Source organism: Paenibacillus litoralis, from assembly GCF_046244365.1.
Taxonomy (GTDB): domain Bacteria; phylum Bacillota; class Bacilli; order Paenibacillales; family NBRC-103111; genus Paenibacillus_V.
In genome coordinates, this window is the sequence record NZ_CP176395.1 from 1,734,870 (window position 1) to 1,759,071 (window position 24,202).

The following is a 24,202-nucleotide window of genomic DNA, read 5'->3' on the forward strand; positions in this document are numbered from 1 at the left end:
CGGATGCTAGTTGTAAGAAGAGACCCCTTCGGCTGCGAAGCGGTCTCTTGGCGTTTACAGCTCGATGAGCCGATTCCGGTCGGCTTCGCTTCCTTGCGCTTTGGCGCCGTCTACGAAATAAAACCCGGTAAATCGCGACTTGAGCGTCTCCCAGCCCTTGAGCAAGTCCTCATGCAGGACGGGAATCTCCTTCACGCTAACGTACCCGTCGTCCACTTCGATCAGCTTATAGGACGGATGGCATAGAACGGCCGCCGACTGCACGAAATGCCATTGTCCCGACTGCACGATGGAGTTGACGTGATTATGCCCGTTAAAATAAACCCCAGGACCGTCTTTGCCTGCCAGAACATAGCGCAGTCTGTTCTCCGGATGAATGCTGAGCCATTTCTCCGTCGAATCCGCCGTTGTGCCGTATACCGGATGATGGGCAAAAACGAGCAGAGGCTTCGAGCCGGTGTCGCGTACGACGGTCTCAAGCCAAGCGAGCTGCTCCTCGCCGACTTCGCCTTCCCAGTTGGCCGGCGACATTTCTTTGGCCGTATCGAGAAACGCAAGCGTCGCTTCATTCGTATGCACGACGTCGTAGGCGGGCGCGCCGGTCAGTGCGGCGATTCGCTCTTTGGGAAGAGAATCCGTATCGTGGTTGCCCGGCGCCAAACGGAAACGAACGCCTTTTTCCTGCAGAAGCAACTGTAGAGCCTTGAATTCTTCCTCATGTCCTCTATTTGTCCAATCCCCGATCGAAATGTGCCAATCCGCTTCGCAGTCCAAGAAAGCCCGCAAATACGTATGGAAAAACAGGTTCCGGCCTTCCTCCAGCTCTTCGGCCCCGGGTTGTCCTTCTTCCACCCGGAAATAATGCAAATCTCCTGCCAGCGCGATTCGCAGCATGCCTTTTCCCACCTTTTTTAGGACGCCGAAAGGCGTTTTTTCTCGTTGGTTCTTGTTTCACGATACCATATGTATGTAAATAGAGTATGAAATAGATGTAAAGAATGGCTCGGCGACTGAAAAAAAGATGAAGCCTCTTATTATTTTTGATAGTATGGAAGATATTGTAGAAAAAAGGAGAAATAGAGGAGATGGAGAGTAAAACGCAAAAGGGATACCGGCCGCACACACAAGCCAAATCGAAAACGGCGGACGGGCAATCCTTGCTTTTTTGGCTGGCGATAGCGGGCCTCGCGGCTTTCGTGGCCACGCAATCCTTTCGCACGGCGTTATTTAACGGGGGGGCCTGGACCTACGAAGCGCCGATCAATACGGCCGTTATATGGGCGGCTTTACTGCTCTTGATCGTTTCGATACGCGTGTTTCCGGCATGGCGGTTTACCGATTCGCGGGATTTGATGACCGCAGCGGTTTGGGTCATTCCGCTCTTTTACCTGATTTCGCTGACGCAAGCGGCTTCCTCTCATTTTGCCGGCCAGATGGCGCTGATCAGTACGCTTTACGCCGCTTTCTTCGTGGCGGGCAACGTGCTGGCAAGAGAAAAGCCGGGGGCAGCCTTTATCCAGCAGGCCATAGTCGTTACCGGATATATCGTCGTGGTATACGGCTTCGTCAACATGTTCGGAAACGACTATTTCCATCATGCGGTCATGATCGAGTATAACGGATTACGGCTTACATCGGTCTTCCAATATGCCAATGCTTATGTGGCGTATTTAATGGCCCTGCTTGTCGCCTGTCTGTTCCTGACGGTCAGCGCGCGCAAATGGTATTGGATCGCTTTGCACGCATCGATGCTGATTCCGATCATGGCTTCGTTCTGGCTGACGCAGTCAAGAGGCGGTTATGTGCTGCTGCCGCTCATCCTGGTGCTCGTGCTCCCTTTTCTTTCGGTAGTCAGACAAATCATGATGTGCGTTTACTTGGGCGGGGCGGCACTGCTTTCGATCACGCTGACGGAACGGTTCGTCGACATTGCGAAGCCGCTCCGGGAGAAATTCGTCGCGTTTTACGAGCAAACGGGCAAGAAGCCCTCCGATCTGCTGTCGGTGTTCGACGCGGCTTCATGGAGCGGCTGGAGCAGACTGCTGCTGTACTCGCTTGCGTTCGCTGCCGCGGCAGCGCTGATTCAAGCGTTCGTGTATCCGCTGCTTGAGAAGAAGCTGCAAAAGGTCAGCGGATTCAAGTACAGCGGCGTCCTGTTTCCGCTGGGGCTTATCGTGCTTGGCGCGGCAGGCGTATACGTTTTGCTCGGTACGACTTGGGTGACGTCGCTTTTGCCGGACATGCTGAGAACCCGAATCGAAAACATCAATTTTCAACAGCACAGCGTACTGGAACGAGGAACGTTCTACGAGGATGCATGGAAGGTTATCCGCGATTATCCGCTGCTTGGCAGCGGTGGCGGAGGCTGGATGGCGTTATGGGAGAAATACCAGAATAACCCTTATATAAGCCGGCAAGCGCATAGCTTCATTTTCCAATACGCCATCGATGTGGGACTTATTGGAGCCGCGCTGTTCCTGCTGCTGCTGGGCACGATTTATTACCGCTATGTCCGAAGCTGCATAAAAAAAGGCGAATCGGATCGCACCAGTCACCTGATTTTCTATATCGTTTCGATAGCGCTTCTTATTCACAGCATGATCGATTTCGAGATGAGCTATGTGTATATCGCCGCGCTGCTGTTTCTATGTCTCGGAGGGGTGACGGCGGGGACGGCGCCGCACAGGTACGGCTGGACGCGCAGGATCGGCGATAGCCGCTGGCGGATGGCGGTTCCTGCAGCCGTTTGCGCGATCGCCGTGGCGGTGTTCATCGTCGGGGCGGTGAAGCTGCGTGCGGATCAGCATTACCGGAATGCTTTGACTGCGATAAATGAGCAAAAGACGTTCGAACAGATGCTGGCGCCGCTGGACGCTGCGCTCTCGCTGCAGCCGAACAATCCGGCCTACGTCCTGACGAAAGCGAATTTGATGGATCAAGCGTATCAGCAGTTGAAAGACGAGAGCTATTACGAGGCATCGTTCTCGCTCATCGACGGACTGGAAGCGAAAGAGCCCTATAACCGCTCCGTTCTGGAGAAGCGGTACAGCCAGTACATCGTGAAGCAGAATTACGACGCGGCTCTCGGCCAGATCAAGCACATGCTGGCGTTATTTCCGTGGGACACGCCGGACGAAGAGAAAAACCCGCGTATTCCAAGCTTTTACGAACGGGGAATCGATCTTTACGTATTTCTCGCCGACAAGGCGGGGAAAGAAAACAATGCCGAGCTCAAAAACCGGTACGAGAGCGATGCGCTGAACCTGCTGCAAACCGTCATGACCAAAACGGAGCAGCTGGCAGCGCTGCCTAAGGGGCAAATGCAGGGCAGAGCGTTCGGCGTTACCCCGCAAATGCGGCTTACGATCGGGCAGACGCACTACAGAAACGGGAAGTACAAGGAAGCGGCCGACTTGCTGGGACCGGCAGTTAAGGAAGATCTGAGCAAACCCGCAGACCGCTATATTGTACGGTTCTATCTAGCTTCGCTGCAGAAGCTGAACCAGAACGACCAGAAGCTGTACGACCGTCTGGTGGCAGTCGATGCGAACGAAAAGGCGCTGCTGGAGCAATTGAAGGCGGCGAATTGAAAAAGTCTTCGGCATTCGTAAAAAAGTTGGCTACATCGCCAAAATTCCATGTTAAAATATGGGGGTGACGCGGCGCTTCTCCACATTGGCGCGGCGCCGCAAGTTCGGAATCGCAACCAAACGAAAAGAGGGAGAATGAATCATGCCTTTGTTAGACATGCCGCTAGAGAAATTATTGGCGTATGAGGGACGCAACCCGCGTCCGGCCGATTTCGACGAATATTGGGAACGCGCGCTTGACGAGATGCGTGCGGTAGACCCCGCCGTCGAGCTGGTGCCAAGCGCATTCCAGGTACCGGGAGCGGATTGCTTCGATCTGTATTTTACGGGAGTGCGCGGCGCGCGTATTCACGCGAAGTATGTCCGGCCTAAGAACGCGGAGGGCAAACATCCCGCCATCGTTCAATTTCACGGTTATTCCGGCAGCTGCGGCGAATGGGCGGACAAGCTCGTTTACGCCTCGCTCGGCTATTCGATGGTATCGATGGACGTTCGCGGACAAGGCGGATATTCGGAAGATACGGGCGGTGTAAAGGGAACGACGCTTAACGGACATATTATCAGGGGACTTAACGACCACGAGGACAACTTGCTGTTCAGGCATATTTACCTCGATACGGCGCAGCTGGCGGGAATCGTCATGAATTTGCCGGAAGTCGATCCCGACCGTGTCGGCGTCATCGGAGGCTCGCAGGGCGGAGCGCTGACGATTGCCTGCGCGGCGCTTGAACCGCGCGTGAAGCGGCTTGCCCCGGTTTATCCATTCTTGTGCGACTACAAACGCGTTTGGGAGATGGATCAGGCGGCGAACGCTTATGCGGAGCTCAAAACGTTCTTCCGCAACTTCGATCCGCAGCATAAGCGCGAAGACGACATTTTTACGCGGCTCGGTTATATCGATCTGCAATTTTTGGCAAACCGGATTCGCGGCGAAGTGATGATGGGCGTAGGGCTGATGGATGCGGTATGCCCGCCATCCACGCAATTCGCGGCCTTCAACAAAATGACGGCGCCGAAATCGTATGAGATTTATCCGGATTTCGGTCATGAAGGCTTGCCTGGCTTCACGGATAAAACTGTTCAATTCATGCTCGGTTTGTAATCATCGATTCGATTAATAATAAACGTCCGCCCGCTTATGGGAGGACGTTTATTTCATTTTGGAAACAAGTTAAAACCCACTTTACAACTCGGCTTTCCCTCACTTATAATTCCTATATAAATAATCGGAAATAAAATTCAAAATGAAATCATGTTTGTCGCTCTTGCTAAGAACGCATGGGCCTTATGTTGAATATGTAGGTTATTGGGGTGGGTGTTCGGGATGGAACTGGGAATCGGCTTGCTTGGGCTTTTCGTCGGGTTGTTGGTTGGCGCGACCGGAGTAGGCGGGGCGTCGCTGTTGACACCGTTGTTGATTATGTTCGGTATTAACCCCTCCATAGCGGTCGGGACGGATCTGCTCTATAACTCGGTAACGAAGCTGTTCGGTGCTGCCCAGCACTTTAAGCAGAAAACGATCGATATGCAAATGGTGAAATATTTCGCTTACGGCAGTATCCCCGGAGCGGTTGTAGCGGTATTGTCGCTGCATTTTCTGAACTCCTTCTTCCATAATCAAGAGCAGTTGATCAAGCATGCGCTAGGCGTGGTGCTGATCATCACGGCGATCGCGACGCTGTACCGCCAGCTGTTTCAGCATAAGATCAAAGAAAACCGGATTCAGCTGCTGCCGCTTGAGCAGAAGCGCGGCATGACGATCGCCATCGGCGCGCTGCTCGGGTTTATCGTCGGCATGACGTCGATCGGCTCCGGCTCGCTCTACGCGCTTGCGATGATTTATTTGTACCGGATGAACGCTTCCAAGGTGGTCGGAACGGATATCGCCCATGCGTTCCTGCTCGTCACGGTAGCCGGCGTCCTGCATGCCGGTATGGGCAATATCGATTATAGTTTAGCGCTTAACCTGATGCTCGGCTCCATACCGGGCGTTCTGATCGGCAGCAAGCTCGCCGTCATTTTGCCGTCGCGCCCTCTGCGCACGGTCATGGCGACGCTGATCCTGATCAGCGGCTTGAAGCTGATATGACAGGCGAAGCTGCTGTCCCCGATAGTTGCCAAAAGAACCTCCAAATCCACGGTAAACGCGGATCCGGAGGTTCTTTTTTTGATACGGCTATTTTACAAACATTTGCTCAGGGGAAGGGGTCACGGTTTCGATCGTGTGTCCTGGCTGTCCTGGCTGACTCGCAATAGGACTCGCCGTGGTACCGCCGCCGCCGTCGCCCCCGCTGCCGCCGCTTGCGCCGCCGCCGCCGCCGGCATTTATCGTGCCGGTGCCAGCCACATTGGCTCCGCCAGCCCCGCCGTTTGCCTGCAAAGTTCCTGTAATGCTCGGAGAACTGGAAGAGATAAGATGAATAATACCGCCGCCGCCACCGCCGCCGCCGGCTTCTCCGTTTCCGCCATTGTCGTCAAATCCGATAGAGCCGTTTCCTCCATTCGCTCTGATCGTGCCTGCAATAGTCAGCGACCCTTTGGCTCCAATGACCACGACCCCGCCGCCGCCGCCGCCGGTTCCTGCGATACCTTGGCCTGCCGTTTGCGGATTTACGCCATGTACGCCGTTTGCGTTAATCGACGCCCCTGTGCCTAGTCTAACATTTCCTTTCCCGATCAATACAAGCGATCCTCCGCCCTCGCCGCCTGAGGCTGCGGGAATACGATTTCCCGCGCCTCCGGCTGCCGCTCCCGGCAAAGTGATTTGAGCCGCTTGCAGATAAGAAAGTCCTATCCCGCCGTTCGTTGGACCGGCTTCAGCCAAGGAAATGCCGGGATGCGGATTGCCGCCGCCGCTATCCTGCGCGCCTGGACTGACCGTGATCGTTCCGGTGATGGTGATATCCCCCGAAGATCGCAACATGGTACCGCTCGGGAGAATGAGATTTCCTGTAATCGTAATGCTGGAAAATTGAAAGTTGGCTTTATTGGGTAATGAATTTACACCGGTTGTCGTGGTCAAATCCAATGTGTTACCGGCACTTACGTTTAGTGAACCCGCTGAACCGTCGCCATACATGCTGGCACCTTCACCTTGCGGACCTTGCGGACCTACCGGACCTATGAGACCTGCCGGACCTATGAGGCCTTGCGGCCCTGCCGGACCTTGTGGACCCGCTGGACCTGCAACACCGGCGGGCCCGGTCGCTCCTGTATCGCCCTTCGCGCCCTGCGGCCCCGTTGCGCCGGCCGGCCCGGCCGCTCCGGTATCGCCCTTCGCGCCCTGCGGCCCCGTTGCGCCGGCAGGTCCGGCCGCTCCTGCATCGCCCTTCGCGCCCTGCGGTCCCGTTGCGCCGGCCGGCCCGGTCGCTCCTGCATCGCCCGTGTCGCCTTTCGCGCCTTGCGGACCTTGTTGACCCTGAGGTCCTGCCGGACCCGCCGGACCCATCGGACCGATCGGCCCTGCGGCTCCCGTAACGCCTTGGTCGCCCTTCGCGCCCTGCGGACCGGTTGCGCCAGCGGGGCCAGTCGCTCCTGTATCGCCCGTGTCGCCTTTATCTCCCTTCGCGCCTTGCGGGCCCGTTGCGCCGGCCGGACCGGTCGCTCCGGTCGCTCCTGCATCGCCCGTGTCGCCTTTCGCGCCTTGCGGACCTTGTTGACCCTGAGGTCCTGCCGGACCCGCCGGTCCCATCGGACCGATCGGCCCTGCGGCTCCCGTAACGCCTTGGTCGCCCTTCGCGCCCTGCGGACCCGTTGCGCCAGCGGGGCCAGCCGCTCCTGTATCGCCCGTGTCGCCTTTCGCACCTTGCGGACCTTGCGGACCTTGTTGGCCCTGCGGCCCCGTAGGCCCCATCGGGCCTATCGGACCTATTGGGCCTATGGGGCCTGCCGCCCCTTGTTGACCCTGCGGACCAGCCGGTCCTTGATCGCCTTTAAGCATCAGCGTATACATTCGCTCGTTAATTCCGCAACTGCCTCCCGGAGCCAAAAGCTTCATTTGACCGCTGGAGCTTACACAAACATTAATGGAATCCAGCAAGGTTGTTGCGGCCTGCGCCGTATTCCCGTGAAAGGTGAAAGCGACGGACGCCATTACTGCAGCCAACGCTAGTTTGCCGATAGTTTTCATTGCCAATCTCCTCTAATCGAAATGAGTATCCTAAACTTATATAAATTGAATAAGCTTTAGCATCCGCTTGAGCATGGTAACGGCTTCGGCGCGGGAAGTGTAGCTTCCTGCCCGAAACGCCCCGTTCTCATCCCCTTCAATAATTCCGCTTTGCATAGCAAACCGAACATCGTCCAGAGCCCAACGGGAAATGGCCGGTTCATCGGTGAACGATTTATGCGAAGAACCGCTTCCGGCTGACTGAACGGCGGTATACTGCATAGCCCGTACAAGCACACCGACCAGCTCTTCTCTAGTGATCCGCTGCATAGGCCGGAAAGTGCCGTCTTCATATCCGGAAATCAAACCGGCCTGATAGGCTGTGCTGACCGCCTTCTCATACCAGCCGCCTACCGTGTCCGGGAACGGGCTTTTTTCTTCCGAATCATTCAACCCGAGCGATCTGACGGCGAGCGCCGCAATTTCCGCCCGCGTGATGGCAGCGTCCGGATCAAACGCTTCCTTGGTGCGTCCTTCTACAATCAACTTGGATGCAAGCAGCTCAATATCCGCTGCGGACCAATGACCCTTACTATCCTGGAAAGATACGGGCCGGTCGATAACGGTATAAATGCTGGCGCCTTGTCGTTTCATGACCGCCGACCATTGTCCGTCCTTCCATTCGAAGAAAGTGGGGACAAACTTGAATTGACGGGTCTCCGGCACCCAACGAACACCGGTTGCCGTTGCCGGGATCGGACCGCTCCCCATAGGCAGGGTACGCGAAACGAATCGGTTAAAGGAGCTAATGAAAACCTTTTGGTTGCTCGCGCCGGTCACCAGGACTTCGAACTCCAGGGGAGGGGTTAATAAACGAGCCTTTATGTCCTGTCCCGACTGCTGAATGGCCTCGGCAACAATCGGTTCGGGCTCGCGAATCATGATTTCCAGGCGGATAGAGTCTTCCGGAAATCCGAATTTTCGGCTAAACGCTTGCAAATCCAGCTCCGAAACGGGAAGTATCATCGATGATCGACCAGCCTGGATTTCCAATACAGCCTGTTCGTTGATCGCTTTCAATTGTTTTAAGTTCGCTGCCGTAATATTGACTTGTCCGCCTGAAGGCGCCGTGCTCAGCACGATGACGCCCTTTTTGACGTCTTCCAAGGATATTCCTTTCTGTCCGCTCTGACCGCCTTTAGGAATGACCTCGATAACGAGTCCAGGGGGTGGCGTGGAAGGAGGCGTCGAATCTCCCGGATTCGGCGGAGGGTTGTCGATGTTTCCATGGTTGTCTGTTTCTACAATAATTCTGGTCTCGGCTGCAAACCCGCCGTATGTCGCGGTCAATACCGTTTGTCCGGCAGTATGGCCTTGGACCTTCCCGCTGCTGTCCACGGAAGCGACAGAAGGGTTCGTCATGGTATAGGCAGCGAATACGGAAACATTCCTGACGTCGCCATTTGAGTATGTAGCCTCTAAAACCGTGGAAAGCTGCTGTCCGTTTTTCATGGAATAAGACGGCTGGGTGAAATTCAGTCCCGTTAAGGCATCTTGCGAGCTTGCTTCCGTAAAGGCCACATAAGCGCTTGAGCCAATAGGCGTACCGTTTATGCTTCCTTTAATTTCGGCAATTCCTGCGGATAAGGGAGCTGTCAAAATCGCTTTATATACGCCATAGGTTTCATAAGTAACGGAAAGAGTTGCCGGGATTCGGCTGTTATTGGGGGTACTTGTCAGGAGGGTTTCCTGCTCGAAGTCGATCTCCAAAGGGTTAGTTGAACCTGGATTTTCCGTCAGGCGCGCCAGGCTCCCATAGACAGGCGAAACTAGCTTCATTTCGTAATGTCCGTAGGTTTCATGCGTCACGTCGCTTAGCTGCCCCAATGTGGTGGACAATTGAAGCGAATCCGCCTTAGCGGCTATGGCATTGCCATGGCTGTCCTTCAGAAAAACCGAAATTACGGTCCGGCTGAAGCCGTTCGCCGGCAGCGATTGATGGTTTGCGGCGATAACCGTGTGGGTAGGCGAAACCGCGCCTGGTATAAAATTTACCCTGGCCATATCAGGAATCCAGATACCATCGACTTCGGCGCTAATAAAAGCGACGCCTGCAGCAAGTGGAGCTGTCAGTATAGACGTATACTGTCCGTAAACGGAGGCGGAAACCTGCGGGTCTAAGGTGCCCAAAGAAGTAGTTAACTTTACTTTTTCGGGGGAAATGGATAAATCGTTGCCGTTTGGATCTTTCAGATGCACAGTTACGACGGTTTGGCTTGTCCCGTCTGCAGGAATCGCCTCGTCATGAACTTGGACGGTTCCGGTGACGGACTGACCCGCCGTGGAAATGCTCGCGGCCGCAGCATCGGCGAGAGCGGCACTGGTTGAAAAGACCAGCAGAAGTACAACAATCATGATTTGGGATATGATTTTTTGCATTAGCCGGGTATTCCGGAGTTTCCCATTAGACATTCTGATTAGACCTTGTCCTCTCTATTCTATTTTTTGTCTGCCTCTATTTTGACGGCTCCCATCCCCATTTCTGGAATAATTGACTGATCGTCTTTGCAAAAACGAATCTATGTTTTTCCAATAGTATTAATTATACATGATGGTTATTTACTAGGAAAGAAATAAAACCCCCGATACCGGAGGCATTGTCGAGCTTATATCCACATGGGAAGTTGCTAGGGGGGGGATTTCGGTCTATCACTCTCTCAACGTCCGATAAACGGTAGGGGACATGCCGGCCGCCTGCTTGAAAAGCCGCGAGAAATAATGCAAATCCATCCCCGTAGCTTCGGCGATTTCTTTGATGCTCAGGTTTGTCGTACGGAGCAGCGTTTTGGCGTGATCGAGCTTGCGTTTGTTGATGTATTGAATAGGGGAGTCGCCGAGGTGCGCTTTGAAAAATTTAATGAAATAATTCGGATGCAGGTGGGCCAGCTTGGCAAGTTCCTCCACGGAAACGGTTTCGGTCAAGTGCGAGTCGATATGCCGGAGCACGGCGGTCAGCTTTTCGACGGAATCGGTTGCGGCAAGACGGATGTTCTCGATCACCGTATGCTCAAGGAAATACGAAAGCAGCTCGAGCATCGTAGCTTTCGTGCGCAGCATGCCCGTCACGCCGGGGCTGCCGAACTGCTGCGAGAGCCTCTGGAACAGCGCCGTCACGTGCTCCGGGTCGCGAACCTCGATGAAAAACGGGATTTTGAGGATTTGGAACAAATGCATCTCGCCGATCATGGCCGTAAAATGGCACCAATGCTTCGCGAACGTGTCGTCGCTAATCGTTGAGTAAGACTGCTTGACCCCCGCAGGCATCAGGAAAAGCTGGCCCGGCTTCGGATGAAAGACTTCGCCGTCGATCGTCAGCCGTCCCTCTCCCTCCACGATATAATAAAACCGATTAATGGACGGGATAAACTCGGGAGCTTTCCAGTTGATGTTGACCTTCGTATAGTGCGCATCCGAGACGTCCACTTGCATATTGGACAAGTAGCTTTTAAGCAGCTTCGTTTTATCCATGGCGAATCACCTGTAGGAAGTTAGTATTGTGCAAATGTAAGTGAATTCCGTGTATCCCTATTATACAGGATCGTAGCGTATGATGGACGTGTAGGCTGCTATTAAATTTGGGATACGGGGTGTAGGCGGATGATGAGCAGGGAAGAGCGGACGCGGTGGTTTTTGCAGGACCGGTTCGGCATGTTTATTCACTGGGGCTTGTATGCGATTCCGGCAAGAGGCGAATGGGTCAAAAGCAACGAACGGATCACGACGGAAGCGTATCAGCCGTATTTCGACGAATTCAATCCGACCCGTTACAATCCGCGCGAGTGGGCGAAAGCCGCCAAGGAAGCGGGCATGAAATATGCGGTTCTTACGACAAAGCATCATGACGGTTTCTGTTTGTTCGACAGCAAGCTGACTGAATATAAAGCGACGAATACGCCGGCGGGCCGCGATTTGGTTCGCGAATACGTCGATGCGTTCCGCGAGGAAGGACTTGCTGTCGGCTTCTACTATTCGATCATCGACTGGTACCACCCGGATTATCCGGCTGTCGGCAACCATCCGATGAGGGACAATGATGCGTATAAAGCGAAGCCGGTCCATTTTGACAACTATCTGGACTATATGCACGGCCAAGTGCGGGAGCTGCTGACGAACTACGGGAAAATCGACATCATGTGGTTCGACTACTCGTTCGAGGATATGACGGGCGAAAAATGGCGGGCGACCGAGCTCATCAACATGATGCGCAGCATACAGCCGCATATCGTCATCGACAACCGGCTCGGCGGAAATATTAAGAAGCGGGAGCCGGAAGTATACGCCGGCGACTTCTATTCGCCGGAGCAAATCATTCCGCCCGGCGGCATCGTGAACGAAGCCGGCGAGCAAATTCCGTGGGAGGCGTGCATTACGCTGAACGCGCACTGGGGCTATCACGCGACGGACAAGGAATACAAGTCGCCGAAGCAGGTCGTGCGCGCGCTCGTGGAATGCGTCAGCAAGAACGGCAATTTGCTGCTTAACGTAGGCCCTGACGCCAAGGGCGAAATCCCGCGGGAGTCGCTGGACATTCTTGCCGAAGTCGGCAAGTGGATGCGGCGCAACGGCGACAGCATATACGGCTGCGGATTGGCCGACAAGCCGAAGCCGGAGTGGGGGCGCTATACGCAGAACGGCAACAAGCTGTATGCGCATATTTTGGACCGCGGCATCGGGCCCGTTTACTTCCAGGGCTTGAAGGGCAAAGTGCGTAAGGCGCGGCTGCTGGCGGACGGCGCGGAGCTGAAGGTGGAGGTGCCGTGGATGGCCGATCATTACGGCGATACGGCTACAGGCGCTTTCATCAGCCTGCCGATCAGTCTGCCCGACGAGGCGGACACGGTTATCGAGCTGGAGCTTACGGAAGAGTAAGCGGCAGTTGCCGATTTCATAATAAGAGGAAATAAAAACCCACTTCAATTTGAGGTGGGTTTTTACATATACTCGTACCAACGCTTTAGTCGGATCACCGACATCATAAGCGAAACATGAATATGCAAAAATTGGTTACACTAACCGCTGACGAAACGCTTCCAGGTTAGAAGGGGGACTTAGGATGCTATACGATTGCATCATAGTCGGAGGCGGCATTGCCGGATTGCAGGCCGCCATTCAATTGGGCCGATCGGGCCGCAGCGTGCTGGTCGTCGATGCGGGACACGGCCGTTCCACGATGTGCAGGAGATACCGCAATGTGCTCGGTTGGCCGGACGGCATTTCCGGACCCGAGCTGCGTAAGCTCGGAAGAGAGCAGGCAGCCGGATACGGCGTTCGCTTCGAGGATGACATGGCCGTGTCGGCTAGCAGGTCCGAAGACGCATTCGAGGTTCGCGGAGCGAAACAAAGCGGCGCAGCCTTTCGGGGACGTACGCTGCTGCTGGCAACGGGACTGCTCGACCGGATGCCGGATTTGCCGGGACTATCGCCTTGTCTCGGCTTGACGGTGTACGTTTGCCCGGATTGCGACGGGTATGAGGTGCAGGGAAGACGAACGATCGTAATGGGGGCGGGCGACGTCGGGGCCAATATGGCGCTTGCGATTTCGTCCCGTACCCGGGACGTCGTTTACATCAATCACGAATCCGATACTCGTCCGATCTCACCCGCGATTGCGGATAAGCTGAAGGAGCGCGGCATCGAAGCCGTCGGAGAAGCGATAGCGGCCGTTCGGACAGAAGGCGACGGGCAAATAACCGGGGTTGTGCTTGCAAGCGGAACGGCGATCGACGGCGAGAGGGGATTCATCGCCTTCGGCGGCAACGAGGTGCGCACGGGGCTTGCCCTCCAGCTTGGCGTGGAGCGATTGGAGAACAAGCATATCGTCACCGACCCCCGCACGAAAATGACGAACGTCCCTAACGTATGGGCGGCCGGCGACGCCGGTGTTCACGCCGAGCAGGTGACGATCGCAATGGGAGAAGGCGCGATGGCCGCTATCTGGATCCATAAGACGCTTAGCGCGGAGGAGCAAACGGCGGGCGATGGAGGCTGAGCTTTCGCTCGGCCTCTGAGCATGTAAGCGAGCGCTGCGGTCAGCGATACTTCGCCTTAAGTGCTAGGTTTGCTCTGCGGCGGTTGACGCCGTTTCTTTTTTGCCGTACAGGGCGAAGGTTGCCAGCAAAGCGGCAATGAACAATGCGGCGAAGCCCGCAACCAACCAAAGCGCGGAAGCCGTGCCGGTATGGTCCATCGAGTAACCGACGAGGGCGGGTAGGACGGCGCCGCCGAAGCCGGCAAGACCGGTTATGTAGCTTGTCACAAAACGCTCCGATCCGGGAAACGTATGGTTGGCGAAAACCATCGTGATCGAATAGACGCCCGCCATCGTAAAGCCGAGCAGCATAACGAGCGCATAGCCGGCAGCGGCATGATGCAGCAGAATGAAGAGGATAAAGCCGGCGAGCGTCCCAATCATGCTCCATAGCAGAAAGCGGCCATAGGACATTTTGCGGATAATCCATCCCGTCGCCGCCCGTCCGATTACCATCGTCGTCCAAAAAATGCCGATGCTGAGCGATGCGTAATAAGGAACCTGATCCAAGTAGGCAATGAAGACGGAGGAGAGGAAATTGTTCAAGCTCCCCTCCATGCCGGCATAGAGAACGATCATAAGCCCGAAGAGGGAAAGCAGCTGCCATTTTTTACGCGGCGTCATCGTCTGTGGCGGAGGTTCGCTGGCGTCAAGCCGTTTGCTGACGTCAACCTTGTCTTTGGCGATCGCGATCATTCGCCAGATGAGCGTCATGACAATCGCAAGCGCTCCGGTGACGAGAAACGAAAAGCGCCAAGCCCCGTTAGCGATAAGCAAGCTGGCGACGATCGGCATCAGCAAGGCGCCGAGCCCGAAGGACACCTCCAGATAGCTCATGACGACGGCGCGGCGTCCGATGAACACTTCCATCATGAGCGTGGCGACGATCGTTTCGAGTGCGGCTACGCCGACGCTGTTCATGAAGTTGAACGCCGAAACCCATCCGAAAGGCGGCAGCGTATACATGCCGAGCTGAGCGATAGCGATGAGCAGGGCCGCAATCGACAAAATGCTTTTTTCATTCATCCGGCTCATCAGATAGGAAGAGAGCGGCACGCCGAGCAGGAAGCCTACGGAACCGAGAAAAACCAATCGTCCGCCTTCGGTGTACGACAACTCGTAATGCGCAAGCAGCTGGGGCATGACGGAACCGATGGTCGTAATGACCAGGCCGGACAGAAAGTATTGCATATAGGAAGTAAGGGCGAACGATCTCACTGCGTAGTCCTCCGAATGCTTTAGTAGGGGGATGCCTTCGTTATCGTAACACAAATCGTCCGGATCATATACCAAAGCCCCATTGAAGGGTGTTCAAATCGGGATACTCGATGATTATTGACATTTTTCATTGACAATGGTGTGGGCAGATGGTATTTATCAATAGAGCAAAAAGGAGATTGTACGTGTGATCGTTGCGGCTCCGACTCACCGGTTAACCGATTCGTTCGGAGCATTCGTCTAGCGCATAATAGAGAAGCACAACAAGTTGAACAGCAAAAGGGGAGAGATCATGGACGAAAAAACCTTGAGGCGGGCAGTGCAGCGTACCCCGTTTGCTTATCCGCTCTTGCAAGGGGCTGCCATCAATCGTAAGTCGACCGATCCGAAATTGCATACGAAATGCTCGTATTTGACGGTCGTGCCGCTCAATCCCGCAGAGCATACGTTTCGAGAGGTGTTCGTCAAGCCGGACATGATGTTTTTGATTGCGGACGCGGTATACAACTACGGTCAAAGCGATTTTACCGTACAGCGGGAGATCGTAAACGATTCCGTGCCGTATGCGAAGCTGGCCGAGTTCATCGGCGAAGAGAACGTAAAGCTTGTGGACGAGCGTATTTATCACTATTTTATTACGTCTTTATAAAATGACGCTGGCAGCGACGGTTGCCGGCGTTTTTTTGTCGTGCTGTGGTCGGCAGTATGAGTACGGCGCGAGGTCAAAAGCAAGGTTAAACAGGATCGACTCAGGAAAGGAATAGGCACATCATGAATAAATCGATTCGCATCAGTCCAGCGATTATGGAGATATGCAAAAAACAATTAATGATCGCGGAGGATACCTCTTTTACGCTGCACGCTTTGAAACCCGATACGTTTTTGAGTGAATTTGAGGATGTACAAAAATCGTTTAAGCAGCTCTCCGGATTTGCTTCCAAATGGGAGTCGTCGGTATCAACAAGGACCGAAAATAAATACGCAAATGACGGTTACGTTGGGAAACTTTGGGGAGGAGGAGCTGCACGGCGGTTTCTCTTTTTGTTTTCTGAATAAGGGTAGCTTAGCGGCATAAGACTAGTTTATCAGATTTATTATAGGTGTATTCTATTAAACGATAGATCATTGATATTTTGATCCAATAACTCGCTTGTGATAGGATCCTATTAAATGGTATTGGGGGGATAGCATGAAAGTGATTTGTTCGGCTGGCGGACTCATTGTCAAAGACGACCGTGTACTGCTTGTAAAGATTACGTACGGGGCAAATAAAGATTACTGGATGATACCTGGCGGATTGGTCGAGGAAGGAGAAACGATCGAGGAAGCGGCAGTACGGGAAGTTGAGGAAGAAACGGGTATTAGCGCAAGGCCTAAAAGGCTTATCGGAGTAAGAACAGGAACAAAAGAACACGGCAACGAATTCGAGCTCGGCATCCATTTCTTTTTTGAGATGGATTTGATTTCCGGCGAGGCAACCGCCGATGGTTCGGAGATATCGGAAGTTCAATATAGACCGATCGATGATGTGCTCATGGATTCGCAAGTTGTCGGCTTGACACAAGAAATCTTGCGTTCATATAAAAGCGCTTTGCCTAACTCGGGGCTATACAAGACAGAGAACGCTATCCAAACCAATAACAAATATTTCAAGTATGACGTCTACACTTTAGCGTAGCCGTACTAGCTCTCCGGCATATTTTTGATTATACGTTCTCCCATTGCCCAAGGCCGTGCATACAATGGAGTATTTGAGTAGAGCCGCAACGAATGACGGCATCGTCCAAAGGCCGGATAAACGGAAGCGCCGGCTTTGGTTTTCGTAGGCCGGAATCGGCATGGATAGAGGAGTGAGGGATATGACGTTCGACTGCGCGATCGTCGGCGGAGGACCTGCAGGCTTGAATGCGGCGCTTGTGCTCGGCAGAGCGAGACGGAATGTCGTTCTATTCGACGACGGCAATCCGCGGAATGCCGTTACCCGGGAGTCGCACGGCTTCATTACGAGAGACGGCATCGAGCCGGGCGAATTCAGGAGAATCGCCCATCGGGACATAAGCAAGTATAGCTCGGTTCAAGCCCGGCGAGCGACGATCGTTTCGATCAGCCGCGCTTTTCCGGCGTCGTTCCAACTGGTGTCGCAGCAGGGCGAACTGTTTCAAGCGCGCAAAGTTATTTTGGCGACCGGTCTGAAGGAGGAGCTTCCCGCCGTGAGCGGGCTTCGCGACTATTACGGCAAGAGCCTGTTCAATTGTCCGTACTGCGACGGATGGGAGCTTAGAGATATGCCGCTGATCGTGATTTCCGAAGGCCCGCAAGCTTTTCATATGGCCAAAACGCTGTTCAACTGGAGCAAACGCTTGGCGGTATGCACAAACGGGCAAGCGGCTGTGACAAGAGAGCAGAAGGTGCTTTTGGAGATGAAAGGCATTGCGGTCTTCGAACGGAAAATCGACGAATTGTCCGGCTCGAATGGAGCTCTGGAGAAGGTCGTATTCGAGGACGGAGTCGAATTTGCCTGCAAAGGAGGCTTCGTAACGCCAAGATCGGTGCTGGTCTCTTCCTTCGGACAATCGCTTGGCTGCATGACCAACGCGCTCGGCGGGATTGTTACGGACGAATTTGGCCGAACGAATATCGAGGGCGTTTACGCGGCGGGCGATGCATCGGTCGTCGCTCCTTCGCAAGTGATTATCGCGGCAGGCGAAGGAAGTAGAGCGGCGATCGGCGTCAATTCGGATTTGACGAATGAGGATTTTTAGGAATCGATACGAAAGCTTAGGAGGTAGGGCGAGTGAGGAGGGTGAGAGGGTGAGAAGGGAGGGTGAGAAGGGTGGAGTGATGAGTGATGAGTGAGGAGTGAGGGATGAGAAGTGAGGATTGAGGAGTGAGGAGTGAGGGATGAGAAGTGAGGATTGAGGATTGAGGGATGAGGAGTGAGAGGGGAATGCCGAGGAGCGGCGTTCGAGACGGATCCGTCTCGTGTAAGCGGTCGATGTCCTGTACGATCCGCTAAACCGGCTCGTTAACTGTAAAACATACAGTTATTATTTTGTTTGCAAACTGCTTCACTTCTCTAACTGGAAAACCTCCAGTATATTGAGCCGAATATGTTATAGGATTCGAGAAAACGGCGAAGGAGATGGAGTTTTTACAGTTAGAAAGTGCAATTTTGATGTGTTTGTTGGAAATACATGCAGGTTTTCCAGTTAGTTAACGAGATTCCTGAATTCGAGCGAACAAGCGACGTGGAGGAACGGCCCCGTGCTTGAAGCTAGCACTCAAACCCCTATGCTAATACGATTGTTGCTCATCTCAAACGATCACTACGATAGTTGTTCTTCCCAATTGAGCGCATAGTCTATTGCTCGTCCCAAGGCGCCCAAACGATTGTCATCTGCGCATGCACGCATCCCGGCCTACGCTCATTCCTTCGCCCCACCATTTACGCATGCAAGCATCCTGGCCTACGTCATTCCTTCGTCCCGCGATCTGCGTATGCAAGCATCCCGGCCTACGCCCATTCCTTCGTCCCGCCATTTACGCATGCAAGCATCCCGGCCTAGGCCCATTCCTTCGCCCCGTCATCTGGCATGCAAGCATCCCGGCCTAGGCCCATTCCTTCGCCCCGTCATCTGCGCATGCAAGCATCCCGGCCTACGCCCATTCCTTCGTCCCGCCATTTACGCATGCAAGCATCCCGGCCTACGTCATTCCTTCGCCCCGCCATTTACGCATGCACGCATCCCGGCCTACGCCCATTCCTTCGCCCCGTCATCTGCGCATGCAAGCATCCCGGCCTACGCCCATTCCTTCGTCCCGCCATTTACGCATCCCGACTTACGCCCATTCCTTCGCCCTGTCATCTGCGTATGCAAGCATCCCGGCTACGCTCATTCCTTCGCCCCGCCATTTACGCATGCAAGCATCCCGGCCTACGCCCACTCCTTCGTCCCGCCATCTGCGCATGCAAGCATCCCGGCCTACGCCCATTCCTTTGCCCCGTCATCTGCGCATGCACGCATCCCGGCCTACGCCCGTTTCTTGGTCCCGCCATCTGCGCATGCACGCAGCTAATCCGGCATCCGGCCAGGCATTTCTCCACCGTCCCATCATCCAGCGCATCCGGGGTTCATCACCCGCCCGCGTTCATTTTTTGGATAAAGCGTTTCGGCGTGCAGCCGTTAAAGCGTTTGAACATTTCGTAGAAATGGGCCATGTTCTCGATGCCGATCGTTTCGGCAATCTCCGTGATCGTCAAGCTGCTGGTAAGCAGCAGCTGCTCCGCGCGGAATATCCGCTTCCGGTTGATGTATTCGGTAAACGTAAGCCCCATCGTTTTTTTGAAAAATTTGGAGAAATAAAAATAGCTCATATTAGCGAGCTTGCTGACCTGCTCCATGTCGATCTTTTCGCTCAAATGCCGCTCGACATGCTCCAGAATGGGCCGCAGGATAATCGCGCCTTCCGCATCGTTCGCTTGGAGAAGCTCCTTCTTATCCCCCCGCAGCAGCGCCAGCAAAATATGCCGGATATAAATGCCGGCCGCGATCTCGTACCCTTTGTTCTTTTCCTCGATCTCGTCATGAACGCGCGTAATATAGCCGGCTACTTCTTCCCGGAGACGATCGTCCTCCCGGAACATGTCGTTCAGCATTTCCAGCGGGTGGCGCACCTCCGAAAAATGCGGATAGTACATCATCATCGGAGGATCGAAATACGGCTGCAGGTCGACATGCAGCACGATGTAGACCAGGTCTTCGTCGCTTAGCTTGCCGCCGTAGTGGAGCTGGTTGGAGCCGAGCACCATGACGTCGCCCGGATGCAGCACGTATCGCCGATTGAGCGTGTTGATGCCGTGTACGCCGGATCGTATATAGAGAAATTCGACTTCTTTATGATAGTGCCATGTCGGGTTGGAAGGAAAACAGGAGGTTACGCTGTGGGTAGCCGTAAACTCCTTCACTTTGATATAAAGAAGCGGGTTCTGATAATGGATGGGCTCTTCGAAAATATTCATCGCGGTTCGCTCCTGCACGGCCCTAGCCGGCAAATTTGGATAGTAATTCAGCAAAACCTGTCATACAATAACGCTGCTCCGGACGGTATGTTGAAGCTAGCACCATTATACAACAATCCGAGAAGAGGGATAGAGATGAAAGTAGCGATTGTCGGCTGCGGCGGACTGGGCAACGTTCACGCGGACTGCTACGCCAATATTCCCGGCGTTACGGTAGTCGGGGTATGCGACATTATTGAGGAGCAAGCGCAGAGGACGGCCGCCAAGGTGGGCGCCAAGGCGTACGTGTCCTTCCGCGAAATGCTGGAGCAGAGCGGCTGCGAAGTGGTGAGCGTCACGCTTCCAAGCTATATGCACAAAACGTTCGCGATCGAAGCGGCGGAGGCGGGCAAGCATGTCATCAGCGAAAAGCCGATCGCACTCAATCTGCAGGATGCCGAAGACATGATCGAGGCGTGCCGGCGCAACGGCGTCCGCTTGTTCGTCGGACATGTCGTCCGTTTCTTCCCTGAATATGCGCAGATCAAAAGGCAGATCGACGGCGGCTCGATCGGCAAGCTCGGCGTGGCGCACGCGAAGCGGGTGGGCGGCCATCCTGGCGATGTTCGCTCCTGGTACCTGGAAGAGGACAAGAGCGGCGGCGTCGTACTCGATCTGATGATTCACGATATCGATTTCATGCGCTGGGCGGGAGGCGAAGTCCGATCTGTGTTCGGGCTCCGCACGCAGAACGGTCAAATGGACTACGCAACGGCGACGCTCGTATTCGAAAGCGGAGCTGTCGCTAATCTGGAAGCGCATTGGGGATATCCCGGACCGTTCATGACGGCAGCGGAATTTGCCGGAACGGGCGGCGTCGTCCGCTGCGACAGCTCGAAAGCCAAATCGCTGCAAATCCGCAAGCAGCAGACGTCGACAAGCGGCGGCCAATTCGTGGAGGTGCCGCAAAGCCCCGGCTACGAAAATCCGTATTTGCTGGAGCTCCGTCATTTCATCGACTGCATTCGCGACAACCGGGAGCCCGTCGTAACGGCCGAGGATGCGTATAAAGCGCTGGAAATCGCCTTGGCGGCAGTCGAATCCGCCCGGACCGGGAAAGCGGTCCTGATCGGGCAAGACACGCGGGAGGTATCGCCATTATGAAAACATTGAAGGTTGCCATGATCAGCTTCGCTCACGGTCACGCTCATTCGTACGTTCACTCGCTTCTGGCACTGCCTGAAGTGGAAATCGTCGGTATCGCCGATGAGGAGAAAAGCCGGGTGGAGGCTGTAGTAAACAAGCACGGAATCCGCTATTACGAGGACTACCGCGAATTGCTGAAGACGGATGCCGACGCCGTGGTCATTTGCTCGGAGAACGTCAAGCACGCCGAGCACGTTATCGCTTCCGCTCAAGCGGGCAAGCACGTGATGTGCGAAAAGCCGCTCGGCGTCTCGGTGGCCGAGATGGAGCGGATGATCGAAGCTTGCGATTCGAACGGCGTACAGCTGATGACGGCGTTTCCGTGCCGCTACCTGGCCTCGGTAGTGAATGCGAAGAAAGCGGTCGAAAGCGGTGAAATCGGCGATATCGTTGCGATCAAGGGGACGAACCGCGGTTCGATGCCGGGCGGCTGGTTTACGGAGCCGAGCCTGTCCGGAGGGGGAGCGCTGCTGGATCATACCGTTCACGTAATGGATTTGATGAACTGGTTCACCGGCTCGAAGGTGACCGACGTATACGCCTACGCCGCGACGTTGTTCCATGAGGGGCTTAAAGTGGACGATGCCGGCATGATTCATGTCAAATTCGCGAACGGCGCGTTCGGGGTGCTCGATACGAGCTGGTCGAGACCGAAGTCGTTCCCGACATGGGGCGACGTGACGATGGAGATTATCGGCACGAAGGGCCAGATGTCGGTCGACGCCTTCGCGCAGAGCAACGAGCTCTACAGCGACGCGACAGGGAAAGGCGTATGGAGCTTCTGGGGCGACGGGATGGACGAGTACATGGTGAAAGCGTTCGTTACGGCGCTGCTCTCGGGAGAACCGGTACCGATCTCGGGAACGGACGGCTTGCGTTCGGCCGAAGTTGCGCTTGCCGGCTATCAGTCGGTCAAGCAGGGACAGTCGGTTTCGATATAAACAGCTTGCCAAAAAAAGCAGAGATTGCCGGCATTATTTGCCGGTCAATCTCTGCTTCCATGTTTTTAGGGATTCTTCGCCGTTGACGAAGATGCGCTTCAATTGAAATTTGGGCTGCGACGCATCCGTGCGGCCTTGTTGGATCGTGAAGGCGTAACGGAAGCGATTGTCCTCAAGGATACGTAACGTATCGCGATTGAACTCCCCATACGGATAGCAGAAGACGACTGCCGTTCCTCCCAGCTGCTCCTCGATTTGCTTGCGCGCCTCGGTGATCTCGCTCGCCTGTTCCTCCGCCGTCAATCTCGGCAAATGCGGGTGGGTCATGCCGTGGGGCTGAATGTCCCAGCCCGCTTCCTTCATTTCCTTGGCTTGCTCCCAGTTGACGTACCAATCCTGCCCGATCATGCCGGGCGACATGAACATCGTGGCGGGAAAGCCGTATTTTTTCATAATCGGCATTGCGTTCTTATAATTGTCGGCATAACCGTCGTCGAAAGTCAGGAGCACCGGTTTGTCCGGGGGCTCCAAGCCGCCCTCGAGAATCAAGAAGAAGTCGTCCAGCGTAAGCGGCTCGAAGCCGTTCTCCGCGAGGAAAGCCATCTGCTCATCGAGCTTCTCCGGCGTGATGGCGACGATGTTGCCGGGATCATAGTCCACGCTGTGATAGTTGAGCACCGGAATGGATACGGTGCGTCCTTTGTATGTGGCCGCCGTGACGGTGACCGGCTTTTTGACGGCCGCTGCCAGCGGCGCAACCTTGGCGGCAGCCTCCGCTGCGCTCGGCTGCTCTGCAGGCGGCGCTTCGAGCTCCGCCGGTGCGGCCGCGGCTATGGCACTCGCGTCCGTAACCGCGGCCGCGTCTTCGGCGGGGCCGCTTGCGCCGCCGCCGTCTGCCGAATCGCCGCCCGAAGCAGCGTCGGCGCCGGATTGCGCATCCGGAAGGCGCGGTACGGCATCGTCAGCCGGGCTCCGGCGCGCCGTGAAATAAACGCCGGTCCCGAATTCCACGGGAACGGAACTTAAGGCAATGCCTTCTCCGGCAGCGGGCGCTTTCTCGAATGCAGCGTGCGAAACGGCAAGCATGCCCAGCAGCAGCGCCGCAAGCATGGAGCCGAATACGAACCTTTCCTTCATCACCATCACCCTTATCGTTAGCGTATGCTTACAATTAGCTTGCCCACAGGAAAGCGTTCGGGATGTGTTTGATCGATGATGTCCATTGTGAAATGCCGTTCGTTCTCGCTATTCGGAATGGCTAGCGGAGCCGCTGCAAGCGATTGCCCGGATCAACGGGCATTATGTACCTGACGGCGAATCGCCGATAACGTGCGCGAAATCGCCCAGCTCGGCGGCGCCGCGTGCGGTCAGCTTATACGTGCCGCGTTCCACGCGCTCGAACCAACCGTAATAATTATCCTGCAGCATGGTCGTCGCCTTCGGATTGGCGGTCTGCTCTCTCAGCTGGCGCGTGCTGAGCGGTCCATGCGTCTTCAGCAGGTAAGCGAGCTGAAGCGATTTTTCCCGGTAAGCGGTTACGAGCTTTCGCCTGGTGCTGCCGCCTACGTTATAATCGCCGCTTCTTTCCTTGAACTCGCGCAGCAGCATGGCTGTTTTGAGAGCGCTTTTGCGCGGCGTATAAGGCGTCGGGTCGCACATCATGTCGACTCTCGGCTTCCGCGATTTGTAGAACCGGACGGTCATCAGGCCAAGCCCGAGCATGCGGGTCAGCCGCACGAGATCGTTCCAGCCAAGCCCATGCGGCGCACGGCCGTGATCCGGCATTTCCACCGCCATGTAGACATTCGGGGTATGGGCCAGCCTGTCGATCGCTTGAATGAGCAGCGGCAGGTTGAACGTCTTTTTCAGCTCGACGATAACAGGAGGCTCCTCGCCGCGGACGGCCACGAGATCGCAGTTCTTCACTTCCCCGCGGACGGTGTAGCCCTGCTGCTCGAGAAACGTTTTGACCGGCATATACAGATCGGTTTCATGTTGAATCGGCACGGTCGGCGCTCCTTTGTCATCTTCTATCAAAAGCTACCGTTTGAA

20 protein-coding genes are annotated in these 24,202 nt (G+C 55.1%); 11 read left to right on the forward strand and 9 right to left on the reverse strand.

Going from position 1 to position 24,202, the window contains the following annotated elements:
- Positions 1 to 54: 54 nt before the first annotated feature.
- Positions 55 to 894 carry a metallophosphoesterase family protein gene (locus tag ACKGJP_RS07225; RefSeq protein ID WP_409344989.1) on the reverse strand — a complete coding sequence of 280 codons (840 nt, stop codon included), beginning with the start codon at positions 892 to 894 and terminating at the stop codon, positions 55 to 57.
- 191 nt (positions 895 to 1,085) lie between these two features.
- On the opposite strand from ACKGJP_RS07225, the gene ACKGJP_RS07230 reads away from it, so the two are divergent.
- From ACKGJP_RS07230 to ACKGJP_RS07240, 3 genes are all read left to right on the forward strand, one after another.
- A complete protein-coding gene (locus ACKGJP_RS07230) occupies positions 1,086 to 3,590 on the forward strand; it encodes an O-antigen ligase family protein (protein ID WP_409344990.1) in 2,505 nt (834 codons plus the stop codon).
- Between the two features lie 142 nt (positions 3,591 to 3,732).
- Positions 3,733 to 4,692, forward strand: a complete 960-nt coding sequence (locus tag ACKGJP_RS07235; protein WP_409344991.1) for an acetylxylan esterase — start codon at positions 3,733 to 3,735, stop codon at positions 4,690 to 4,692.
- 222 nt (positions 4,693 to 4,914) lie between these two features.
- On the forward strand, positions 4,915 to 5,679 hold the full coding sequence (locus ACKGJP_RS07240) for a sulfite exporter TauE/SafE family protein (RefSeq protein ID WP_409344992.1): 765 nt from the start codon (positions 4,915 to 4,917) through the stop codon (positions 5,677 to 5,679).
- Positions 5,680 to 5,766: 87 nt separating this feature from the next.
- On the opposite strand, the gene ACKGJP_RS07245 is transcribed toward ACKGJP_RS07240, so the two are convergent.
- The 3 genes from ACKGJP_RS07245 to ACKGJP_RS07255 form a co-directional block, all read right to left on the reverse strand.
- Positions 5,767 to 7,719, reverse strand: a complete 1,953-nt coding sequence (locus tag ACKGJP_RS07245; protein ID WP_409344993.1) for a collagen-like protein — start codon at positions 7,717 to 7,719, stop codon at positions 5,767 to 5,769.
- A 36-nt stretch (positions 7,720 to 7,755) separates the two neighbouring features.
- Positions 7,756 to 10,137 carry an invasin domain 3-containing protein gene (locus ACKGJP_RS07250; protein WP_409344994.1) on the reverse strand — a complete coding sequence of 794 codons (2,382 nt, stop codon included), beginning with the start codon at positions 10,135 to 10,137 and terminating at the stop codon, positions 7,756 to 7,758.
- Between the two features lie 270 nt (positions 10,138 to 10,407).
- The gene (locus ACKGJP_RS07255) at positions 10,408 to 11,226 is read right to left on the reverse strand and encodes an AraC family transcriptional regulator (protein ID WP_409344995.1); all 819 of its coding nucleotides are present in this window, start codon (positions 11,224 to 11,226) and stop codon (positions 10,408 to 10,410) included.
- A 129-nt stretch (positions 11,227 to 11,355) separates the two neighbouring features.
- On the opposite strand from ACKGJP_RS07255, the gene ACKGJP_RS07260 reads away from it, so the two are divergent.
- Both ACKGJP_RS07260 and ACKGJP_RS07265 read left to right on the forward strand, forming a co-directional pair.
- Positions 11,356 to 12,627, forward strand: a complete 1,272-nt coding sequence (locus ACKGJP_RS07260) for an alpha-L-fucosidase (RefSeq protein WP_409344996.1) — start codon at positions 11,356 to 11,358, stop codon at positions 12,625 to 12,627.
- A gap of 184 nt (positions 12,628 to 12,811) precedes the next feature.
- Complete coding sequence (locus ACKGJP_RS07265) at positions 12,812 to 13,747, forward strand: NAD(P)/FAD-dependent oxidoreductase (RefSeq protein ID WP_409344997.1); 936 nt, start codon at positions 12,812 to 12,814, stop codon at positions 13,745 to 13,747.
- A 63-nt stretch (positions 13,748 to 13,810) separates the two neighbouring features.
- Here the strand turns inward: ACKGJP_RS07265 and ACKGJP_RS07270 are convergent, their stop codons facing one another.
- On the reverse strand, positions 13,811 to 15,004 hold the full coding sequence (locus tag ACKGJP_RS07270; RefSeq protein ID WP_409344998.1) for an MFS transporter: 1,194 nt from the start codon (positions 15,002 to 15,004) through the stop codon (positions 13,811 to 13,813).
- A gap of 292 nt (positions 15,005 to 15,296) precedes the next feature.
- On the opposite strand from ACKGJP_RS07270, the gene ACKGJP_RS07275 reads away from it, so the two are divergent.
- The 4 genes from ACKGJP_RS07275 (at position 15,297) to ACKGJP_RS07290 (ending at position 17,766) form a co-directional block, all read left to right on the forward strand.
- Positions 15,297 to 15,653: a hypothetical protein gene (locus ACKGJP_RS07275; RefSeq protein ID WP_409344999.1), complete on the forward strand. Its 357-nt coding sequence runs from the start codon at positions 15,297 to 15,299 to the stop codon at positions 15,651 to 15,653.
- 122 nt (positions 15,654 to 15,775) lie between these two features.
- Positions 15,776 to 16,060 (forward strand): hypothetical protein, encoded by a 285-nt coding sequence (locus ACKGJP_RS07280; protein ID WP_409345000.1) that lies wholly within the window; start codon positions 15,776 to 15,778, stop codon positions 16,058 to 16,060.
- A gap of 133 nt (positions 16,061 to 16,193) precedes the next feature.
- Positions 16,194 to 16,682, forward strand: a complete 489-nt coding sequence (locus ACKGJP_RS07285; RefSeq protein WP_409345001.1) for an NUDIX domain-containing protein — start codon at positions 16,194 to 16,196, stop codon at positions 16,680 to 16,682.
- Positions 16,683 to 16,863: 181 nt separating this feature from the next.
- A complete protein-coding gene (locus ACKGJP_RS07290) occupies positions 16,864 to 17,766 on the forward strand; it encodes an NAD(P)/FAD-dependent oxidoreductase (RefSeq protein ID WP_409345002.1) in 903 nt (300 codons plus the stop codon).
- 1,078 nt (positions 17,767 to 18,844) lie between these two features.
- Here ACKGJP_RS07290 and ACKGJP_RS07295 read toward each other — a convergent pair.
- On the reverse strand, positions 18,845 to 18,973 hold the full coding sequence (locus ACKGJP_RS07295; protein ID WP_409345003.1) for a hypothetical protein: 129 nt from the start codon (positions 18,971 to 18,973) through the stop codon (positions 18,845 to 18,847).
- A gap of 166 nt (positions 18,974 to 19,139) precedes the next feature.
- Positions 19,140 to 20,024: a helix-turn-helix domain-containing protein gene (locus tag ACKGJP_RS07300; RefSeq protein WP_409345004.1), complete on the reverse strand. Its 885-nt coding sequence runs from the start codon at positions 20,022 to 20,024 to the stop codon at positions 19,140 to 19,142.
- Positions 20,025 to 20,159: 135 nt separating this feature from the next.
- Between ACKGJP_RS07300 and ACKGJP_RS07305 the strand changes: the two genes are divergently transcribed.
- Positions 20,160 to 21,167: a Gfo/Idh/MocA family protein gene (locus tag ACKGJP_RS07305; RefSeq protein WP_409345005.1), complete on the forward strand. Its 1,008-nt coding sequence runs from the start codon at positions 20,160 to 20,162 to the stop codon at positions 21,165 to 21,167.
- A complete protein-coding gene (locus tag ACKGJP_RS07310) occupies positions 21,164 to 22,150 on the forward strand; it encodes a Gfo/Idh/MocA family protein (protein WP_409345006.1) in 987 nt (328 codons plus the stop codon). Before ACKGJP_RS07305 ends, ACKGJP_RS07310 begins: the two co-directional genes overlap by 4 nt.
- Positions 22,151 to 22,183: 33 nt before the next feature.
- On the opposite strand, the gene ACKGJP_RS07315 is transcribed toward ACKGJP_RS07310, so the two are convergent.
- Positions 22,184 to 23,287: a polysaccharide deacetylase family protein gene (locus ACKGJP_RS07315; protein WP_409345007.1), complete on the reverse strand. Its 1,104-nt coding sequence runs from the start codon at positions 23,285 to 23,287 to the stop codon at positions 22,184 to 22,186.
- Between the two features lie 162 nt (positions 23,288 to 23,449).
- The gene (locus ACKGJP_RS07320; protein ID WP_409345008.1) at positions 23,450 to 24,157 is read right to left on the reverse strand and encodes a DUF2161 domain-containing phosphodiesterase; all 708 of its coding nucleotides are present in this window, start codon (positions 24,155 to 24,157) and stop codon (positions 23,450 to 23,452) included.
- Between the last annotated feature and the right edge of the window lie 45 nt (positions 24,158 to 24,202).

What these genes read in the sequence shown, in the direction of transcription:
- ACKGJP_RS07285 (WP_409345001.1), top strand. Translation starts at nt 16,194, where the DNA reads ATGAAAGTGATTTGTTCGGCTGGCGGACTCATTGTCAAAGACGACCGT.
- ACKGJP_RS07225 (WP_409344989.1), bottom strand. Translation starts at nt 894, where the DNA reads ATGCTGCGAATCGCGCTGGCAGGAGATTTGCATTATTTCCGGGTGGAA.
- ACKGJP_RS07315 (WP_409345007.1), bottom strand. Translation starts at nt 23,287, where the DNA reads ATGAAGGAAAGGTTCGTATTCGGCTCCATGCTTGCGGCGCTGCTGCTG.
- ACKGJP_RS07235 (WP_409344991.1), top strand. Translation starts at nt 3,733, where the DNA reads ATGCCTTTGTTAGACATGCCGCTAGAGAAATTATTGGCGTATGAGGGA.
- ACKGJP_RS07230 (WP_409344990.1), top strand. Translation starts at nt 1,086, where the DNA reads ATGGAGAGTAAAACGCAAAAGGGATACCGGCCGCACACACAAGCCAAA.
- ACKGJP_RS07295 (WP_409345003.1), bottom strand. Translation starts at nt 18,973, where the DNA reads ATGCGCAGATGGCGGGACGAAGGAGTGGGCGTAGGCCGGGATGCTTGC.
- ACKGJP_RS07305 (WP_409345005.1), top strand. Translation starts at nt 20,160, where the DNA reads ATGAAAGTAGCGATTGTCGGCTGCGGCGGACTGGGCAACGTTCACGCG.
- ACKGJP_RS07245 (WP_409344993.1), bottom strand. Translation starts at nt 7,719, where the DNA reads ATGAAAACTATCGGCAAACTAGCGTTGGCTGCAGTAATGGCGTCCGTC.
- ACKGJP_RS07310 (WP_409345006.1), top strand. Translation starts at nt 21,164, where the DNA reads ATGAAAACATTGAAGGTTGCCATGATCAGCTTCGCTCACGGTCACGCT.
- ACKGJP_RS07250 (WP_409344994.1), bottom strand. Translation starts at nt 10,137, where the DNA reads ATGCAAAAAATCATATCCCAAATCATGATTGTTGTACTTCTGCTGGTC.
- ACKGJP_RS07290 (WP_409345002.1), top strand. Translation starts at nt 16,864, where the DNA reads ATGACGTTCGACTGCGCGATCGTCGGCGGAGGACCTGCAGGCTTGAAT.
- ACKGJP_RS07255 (WP_409344995.1), bottom strand. Translation starts at nt 11,226, where the DNA reads ATGGATAAAACGAAGCTGCTTAAAAGCTACTTGTCCAATATGCAAGTG.
- ACKGJP_RS07280 (WP_409345000.1), top strand. Translation starts at nt 15,776, where the DNA reads ATGAATAAATCGATTCGCATCAGTCCAGCGATTATGGAGATATGCAAA.
- ACKGJP_RS07240 (WP_409344992.1), top strand. Translation starts at nt 4,915, where the DNA reads ATGGAACTGGGAATCGGCTTGCTTGGGCTTTTCGTCGGGTTGTTGGTT.
- ACKGJP_RS07265 (WP_409344997.1), top strand. Translation starts at nt 12,812, where the DNA reads ATGCTATACGATTGCATCATAGTCGGAGGCGGCATTGCCGGATTGCAG.
- ACKGJP_RS07275 (WP_409344999.1), top strand. Translation starts at nt 15,297, where the DNA reads ATGGACGAAAAAACCTTGAGGCGGGCAGTGCAGCGTACCCCGTTTGCT.
- ACKGJP_RS07300 (WP_409345004.1), bottom strand. Translation starts at nt 20,024, where the DNA reads ATGAATATTTTCGAAGAGCCCATCCATTATCAGAACCCGCTTCTTTAT.
- ACKGJP_RS07260 (WP_409344996.1), top strand. Translation starts at nt 11,356, where the DNA reads ATGATGAGCAGGGAAGAGCGGACGCGGTGGTTTTTGCAGGACCGGTTC.